This window comes from bacterium (assembly GCA_029210545.1).
Lineage (GTDB): Bacteria > BMS3Abin14 > BMS3Abin14 > BMS3Abin14 > BMS3Abin14 > JARGFV01.
In genome coordinates this window covers 1-6,928 of the sequence record JARGFV010000123.1, presented here as the reverse complement: position 1 = coordinate 6,928, position 6,928 = coordinate 1, and the positions used below count along the sequence as shown (strand labels likewise).

Sequence of the window (6,928 nt, the reverse complement as noted above, 5' to 3'; positions counted from 1 at the left end):
TTTACCACAAAAAGTCTCACCCCGGCCTGATCACAAGCCCTGATCATTCTATCGGCATCCGAAACAGTCAGAGCCATGGGCTTTTCGACCACGAGATGTTTGCCGTATAGAGAAAGATCCACCACATTATCGGCATGGGCCCCGCTTTCTGTAAGGATATTCACTACGTCGATCTCTTTGACCGACTCCATCATCTGGTGCATGTCGGTAAAATATGGGACCCCATAATTCTCTCCATACATCCGGGCTCGATCTTCCTTGATGTCACACACTGCGGCCAGTCTTCCGCCATTGACATATCCACCTGCGAGGATTTCAGCATGTTTTTTTGCTATACGCCCACAGCCCAGAATTGCAAAGTTCAGATCCATTTTTTTCTCCCTGTAATTTGTTCAATATGGATGGTTTACTGTGTGAAACAGCTTAGCATAAATCAAAATGATTCTCACACCAATGGATAGGGTGAAAGGCAAAATCAATTGTTTTTTAGGAGAGAAGGAATGCGCAATCCCTCATTGAAATGTGTTGTTCTGTTTGTTTTCGTCACCTCACTTTCTCTGGTCACTGCCTGTCAGAATACCGTGCAGAAACTTCAAAAACACCTGGCAGATGCACAGAACAAGATAGAGGCTGGTGATTTTGAGGTTGCCCGCATCGAACTTCTCAACGCCATTAAAATCCAACCCTCGTCCAGCCAGGCCTATTTCCTCCTCGGACAGGTGTTGGTCGGATTGAGAAATTACAATGAGGCAGCCAGGGCTTATGCCAACGCCAACGAACTGGCTCCGGAGGATCGTGACATTGCCCTCGAGTACAGCCAGTTGCTCATGAGGGGCAATGCCCATGAGATGGCGGAACCGGTTATCACAGAATGGGCCGCTAGGTCTCCGGAGGACCAGGATTTTCTGGTCTTGCTCTCTTTGGTCCAGGTGCGGTCGGGTAGGCAAACGGAAGCCCTTGATACAGCCCAAAAGATAATTGAACTTTCTCCGGATTCTGCGAAAGCGTGGCTTCACCTGGCCCAGGTAAATCTTATCATTGGGGATATTTCAGGTGCAGAAGATGCTCTGAGCAAGGCCGAGGAGATCGATCCTGCCTCTATGGACGCAGGCCTTATCCGGGTGTCTCTTTTACAGGGAAAAGGACTGTTGGATGAGGCGACAGACCGGCTTGAGCTTCTGGCCAGGGAAAACCCTGAAAGAAGCGACCTCAAGGTCCGTCTGGCCCTTCTATACGAGAGGGTGGGGAGAAAAGACGATGCGATCAAACTCTACCGTGAGATGTCCGAAAGAGAGCCCAACGCCCCGGCTCTCTACCGCCTGGGTTTAATGCTTTACGATTCCGGGCAGAAGGGTGAAGCGGTCCAGCTCTGGGAACAAAGCATCGAGACGGATTCCTATTTTCCGGGACCGAGACTGAGCCTTGCCCGTCATTACTGGTCTGAAAAAGATATTCAAAAAGCCATGGGTGCGGTCAATGACGCTCTGAAATATGCACCCAGCGATAGCGAGGCCCTTGCTCTTCGAGGAGTGCTCAACATGGCCGGGGGAAACGCCGGGGAGGCGTTGTCCGATTTCCAGAAGGCCCTCGATTCCCGGCCCGACTCCCTTCCGTTGAGACTTTCCCTTGCCCAGGCTCAACTGGGTGGTGGAGAACCCACTCAGGCCAGGGAGAACCTGAAGATCATAGCAGGCAAATATCCGGACCATGCGCAGGCTAACCTGCTGCTGGCAAAGATCGAGGCCAACGCCGGTAACTTCGAAGCATCGTCAGGTTACGCGAGGACGGCAAGCTCGGACAAAAACCTCGGCAGGGAGGCCATGTGGATCCTGGGAGACAACGCTTTGAGGCAGGGAAGGCTTTCGGAAGCGAAGGCTGTTTACGAAAGGAACGTCAAGCGCCACGGGGATCATCCCGGCTCCATACTGCGAGTCGCTCAAAGCCGGGAGATGACCGGCGAGCTTGAAAAGGCTGAGGCCGGTTACAGGTTCCTGGTAAAAGAGCGGCCTGAAGACATCCTGCCGGTGACTTACCTGGTTAGCCTTCTGGGCCGTACCGGGCGAAAGGAAGAGGCCCTGGCGCAGGCGAGGGAGGGTGCTGCGAAAGGAGGGGTGCCCCAGCGTCTCCTGCTTGGCAGGGTGCTGGAGGGGACGGGCAATATAGAGGAAGCCCGTGAGCTCTACCTTGCCCTCACCCGGTCCCACCCCGACCTGATGTCACCGTACCAGAGGATCGTGGCTCTTTATGCCAGGGAATCGAAGCTCGATGAGGCGGAAAGGTGGCTTATAGAATCCACCGAGGCTTCCGGGACTCCTTCGGTCAGGCTTCTTTTCCTCCTCGGCATGGTTCAGGATGTTCTCGGAAAGAAGGAGGTTTCCGTGGACTCCTACCGTGAGGTCCTGGAGCTGGATCCCGGTTTTGTCCCGGCCATAAACAACCTTGCCTGGAACCTTTCAGAGTCAGGTGATCTCAAGGAAGCCCTGGAGCTGGCAGCCAGGGGAAGGAAAATAGTGCCGGATGATCCATCTCTGGGCGACACCTACGCCTGGATCCTTCATAAATCCGGAGACTCTGCAGGCGCCCTGCCCATACTAAGGCAGGCCCTGGACGCGCTGCCGGAGAATGAGGTTGTTCGGGGTCATCTGGTGGAAGTGCTAAAGGCAGTTGGGCGAAATGATGAGGCTGCCGAGCAGCAGGAGATGCTGGATCGATTGAAGTGATACTGGATTCCGGCTCCTATTATTGTCAACCTCCCTATTTTTCCTCCCCCTACCGAGGGGGGAGGATTAAAGTGGGGGTGAGAGAAACCGTCCGGAATGACGATAAAAGACGACCAAAGAGGTCGCAATAACTAACCTGAATAAAAAATATGGATTTTTCCCAGAACATAGAACTCTACATCATCTTTATCGCTGCCCTTTTCTCGGCAGTGCTGGCCTTATACGCCCTGGTAAAGGGCCCTCACTCGATCTCCCACAGGTTCTTTGCGCTGGGAATGTTCCTGCTTGCAGCTGAACTGACTGTTGGTGGCATGGCGTACCACCAGAAAAATCTCCTGGATCAATTGATGTGGCTCCGGATAAGGAACGTGATCACAGCTCTCATCCCCGGCGCCTGGTTCCTGTTCGCCCTTTCCTTCGGGGAACGGGATTTCAAACAGCGTCTTATCAAGTGGAAGTGGGTCACCCTAGGGATCTTATTGTTGCCACTGTCTTTCCCTGTGCTTCTCAACCCCTCTTTCTATGAAGGTGTCTCGGTTCCTGCAGGCGGTGGCCACTCTGTGTTCCACCTTGGTTGGCCGGGCTACCTGTTTTACCTTTCCCTGATCCCCGGGTTCGTGGTCCTCATGTTCGTCCTCGAAAACACTCTCCGCTTTTCCAGGGGGATCAAGCGCTGGCAGATCAAGTTCCTGACCCTCGGCGTCCTTGGATTCTTCGCAGTCCGGATTTTTGTGAGTAGCCAGGCGATCCTTTTCCGGACCCTGAACCCGGAAATGGAACTTTTTCTTCCGGCAGGAGCACTCATCCTGGCCAATATGTTCATCGCCATAACGCTGTTCAGGTCCAGAATCCTGCCAGAAGATATTTACCTCTCCGGTGGATTCATCAAACGCTCCCTGGTCCTCATGGTCGTGGGAACCTACCTGGTTCTCGTGGGTGTCCTGACAAAGGTCCTTTCCCTGCTGGGTGGGCCCTTCTCCTACGAACTTCTGGGACTCGCTGTCTTCGCCGCCCTTCTTCTCCTGTCGGCCATCCTCTTTTCCGATCGGGTCAAGTTTGCTGTCAACACTTTCGTGTCCCGGCACCTTAGCCGCCCGAAATACGATTACAGGAAAACCTGGATAACGTTTACGGAGAGAACGGCCAACTCCAGGAATATCCGGGACCTGGCCGGCAATACTGCAAGTCTCCTGTCTGAGATGCTGGAGATTCTTTCCGTCAATATCTGGCTCTTTGGAGAAGGGGAGGCGACCCTTTCCCTGGCGGGTTCAACATCCCTTTCCGGGTCCGGCGACCTGGTAGAAATGTCCCCTGGACTGGTGGCATCTTTGAAAAAGCGTCTTGCGGTCAGAGAAAGCCCCTTCGATCTTTTTGACAGTACCGATAGTGCTTTGAGGCAGTATACAGAGGAGAATGAAGCCTTTCTGGAAAGCCTTGGATTGCGTTATTGTGCGCCCCTCTGGCTGGGTTCAGACCTCCTGGGTTTCATCGCCCTGGACGATCGTGTTCGTGGCGAGCCGATGGGTGTGGAGGAGTACGACCTCATGGGGACGATCGCAGGCCAGGCCGCGACCAGTATCCAGAGCCTCCAGCTGTCCGAACGGCTGCAAAACGCCCGGGAGATGGAAGCGTTAAGTAAATTCTCAGCCTTTTTCGTCCACGATCTGAAAAACGTGGCCTCAAAACTTTCCATGATGCTGCAGAATTTTCCGGACCATCTGAACAGTGAGGAGTTCCGCCACGATGCCCTGAAGCTTGTTTCACAAAGTGTCGACAAGATCAATGTCCTGTCGCGCAGGATGGCGGAACTCAGGGAGATGTCCATTGTCCATCCAGAACCGGGGAGCATCGAACCAGTGGTCAACAGGTGCCTGGCCGAGATGGAGCCGCCTTCGGGAGTCAGCATCGAAAAGCAGTACCAGGAAGTTCCCGAGATCATGATCGATCATGAACAGATCTCAAAAGTGGTGACGAACCTGGTTCTCAACGCCATCGAAGCCGTTGATGGTAACGGAGCTATCATTGTCAGAACTTATCGCCAGAACGGATGGGTTGTCCTGGAAGTGGAGGATGACGGACCGGGTGTGGAAGAGGCCTTTTTATCGACGTCGCTATTTGGCCCCTTTAAATCCACCAAGCCGAACGGGCTGGGGATCGGTCTTTACCAGTGCCGCACCATCGTGGAGGCTCATGGCGGGAGGATCAGCGTCAAAAGCCGTCCCGGCGAGGGGGCCGTTTTTGAGGTCTATCTGCCTGTGGTTTCTGCGAAGAAGGGTGTTTAAAATTAATGTTTAGGATCATGTTGCTGTTTGGCTGTATGCAGTCACTCCGGGGTGAGCGTCAGCGAGGACCCGGAGTCCATTTTACCTGAAGAACCTTTGTCCCCCACACGGAGAAAATGTCCCATGACAGACAAAAACATCCTCCTCATCGTTGACGACGACGAGGATCTTAGAAAGCAGATGAAATGGGGCCTTGGCCAGGAATACGAAATTCACGAGGGCGGTGACAGGCAGCAGGCTCTTGCCGTCTTTCGGGAAGTCGTCCCCCCTGTTATGACCCTCGACCTGGGACTCCCTCCCGAAGAGGAGGGTGTCGGGGAGGGTTTTGCCATCCTCGATGAAGTCCTGGAGATCAACCCGAGAGTGAAAGTCATCATCATCACCGGTAGAGATGAAAAAGCCCACGCTCTCGAGGCTATCGGAAGGGGAGCCTACGATTTTATCTCCAAGCCTGTGAACCTGGAGGACCTGAACTTTATATTGAGAAGGGCTTTCCACGTCGCGACCCTTGAAAATGAGTATGTAAATCTACAGCAGAAAGTTGGAGGCCTGGGCGGTTTCGAGGAGATGCTCGGCGCCAGCCCCCAGATGACAGATGTCTATGAGAAGATCCGCAAGGTGGCCACAACGGAGGTCCCTGTTCTTGTTGGGGGTGAAAGCGGTACCGGTAAGGAACTGGCAGCCAGGGCAATCCACAACCTCAGCGGCAGAAGGGAGATGCCCTTCGTTGCCATAAACTGTGGTGCGATCCCTGAAAATCTCCTGGAGAGCGAACTTTTCGGTCACGAAAAGGGGGCCTATACGGGAGCGCATGTGCAAAGAGTTGGTCGCATAGAGACCGCGCACAAGGGAACCTTGTTCCTTGACGAGATCGGGGAACTGCCCCTTTCCCTGCAGGTCAAGCTCCTGCGTTTTTTACAGGACCAGCAGATCGAAAGGATCGGAGGCCGGAGCCTGATCCAGGTTGATACACGGATCGTGGCGGCTACCAACAGGGATCTGAAGCAGTCAATCCAGGAGGATTCGTTCAGGCAGGATCTCTACTATCGCCTGGGGGTGGTTAACATCAATATCCCGCCTCTCAGGGAGAGGGAAGGGGATATCCTGCTTCTGGCTAATTCCTTCCTGGAGAGCTACCTTTCTCTCACACCCGGCAAAAAACTCACCTTTTCCGCTGCTGCAAAAAGGGCACTGGAGATCTACGGCTGGCCCGGCAATATCCGGGAAATGGAAAACAGGATCAAACGTGCCGTGATCATGGCGGAAGGCCGAACGGTTCAACCCGCAGATCTGGAACTTGAAGGGGGTGACAAAGGGGTCCGTCGTGGGATGACCTTGAAAGAGGCCAGGGAGAGCGTGGAAAGGGAACTGGTCCTCTCCGCCATGGACTGGAACGGCGGGAACTTGACACAGACTGCCCTGGATCTCGACATCAGTAGGCCGACTCTGTACGATCTCATGAAGAAGCTTGATATACGGAGAGAGTGAGGCGCAAGTCAACCTGATATGATCATGAAGAACCCAAATTTCAAGGAGCCGGACAAACTGTCCAGCTCCTTTTTTTGTGGGGATGATTAGAAATACGTGCTGAAATTCCTGCAGTTTGAAACTGACAGAGGAAACAACAGATATGGGCTAAAGTTGATGGACTTTTTGCGAGTCCATCAAAGTTGATGACCTCGAAAAAAGTCATCAATTGACGGGCATTAAATGACGTGTTATCAATTAATCATATTTGTAATCATGGAGGCACACAGTGGTACGCACTCAGATACAGCTGACCGAGGAACAGGCAAGGGCTCTGAAACGGCTGGCGCACTCCCAGCATGTTTCCATCGCTGAGCTGATCAGGGGGGCGGTGAACGATCTGATCAGGAAAGATGTTGCCCCGGACTTTGAGGAGAAACGGGAACGAGCCTTGTCCAT

Annotated in this window: 4 protein-coding genes; 3 read left to right on the top strand and 1 reads right to left on the bottom strand. The window is 53.5% G+C overall.

The window, feature by feature from the left end:
* Positions 1-371 (bottom strand): Gfo/Idh/MocA family oxidoreductase (locus P1S46_10685; protein MDF1536944.1); only part of this gene is annotated, 371 nt, incomplete at its 3' end.
* 129 nt (positions 372-500) lie between these two features.
* Between P1S46_10685 and P1S46_10680 the strand changes: the two genes are divergently transcribed.
* From P1S46_10680 to prsR, 3 genes are all read left to right on the top strand, one after another.
* The gene (locus P1S46_10680) at positions 501-2,720 is read left to right on the top strand and encodes a tetratricopeptide repeat protein (protein MDF1536943.1); all 2,220 of its coding nucleotides are present in this window, start codon (positions 501-503) and stop codon (positions 2,718-2,720) included.
* A gap of 149 nt (positions 2,721-2,869) precedes the next feature.
* Positions 2,870-5,002 (top strand): PEP-CTERM system histidine kinase PrsK, encoded by a 2,133-nt coding sequence (gene prsK, locus P1S46_10675; GenBank protein MDF1536942.1) that lies wholly within the window; start codon positions 2,870-2,872, stop codon positions 5,000-5,002.
* A 123-nt stretch (positions 5,003-5,125) separates the two neighbouring features.
* On the top strand, positions 5,126-6,490 hold the full coding sequence (prsR, locus tag P1S46_10670; GenBank protein ID MDF1536941.1) for a PEP-CTERM-box response regulator transcription factor: 1,365 nt from the start codon (positions 5,126-5,128) through the stop codon (positions 6,488-6,490).
* Positions 6,491-6,928 lie beyond the last annotated feature (438 nt).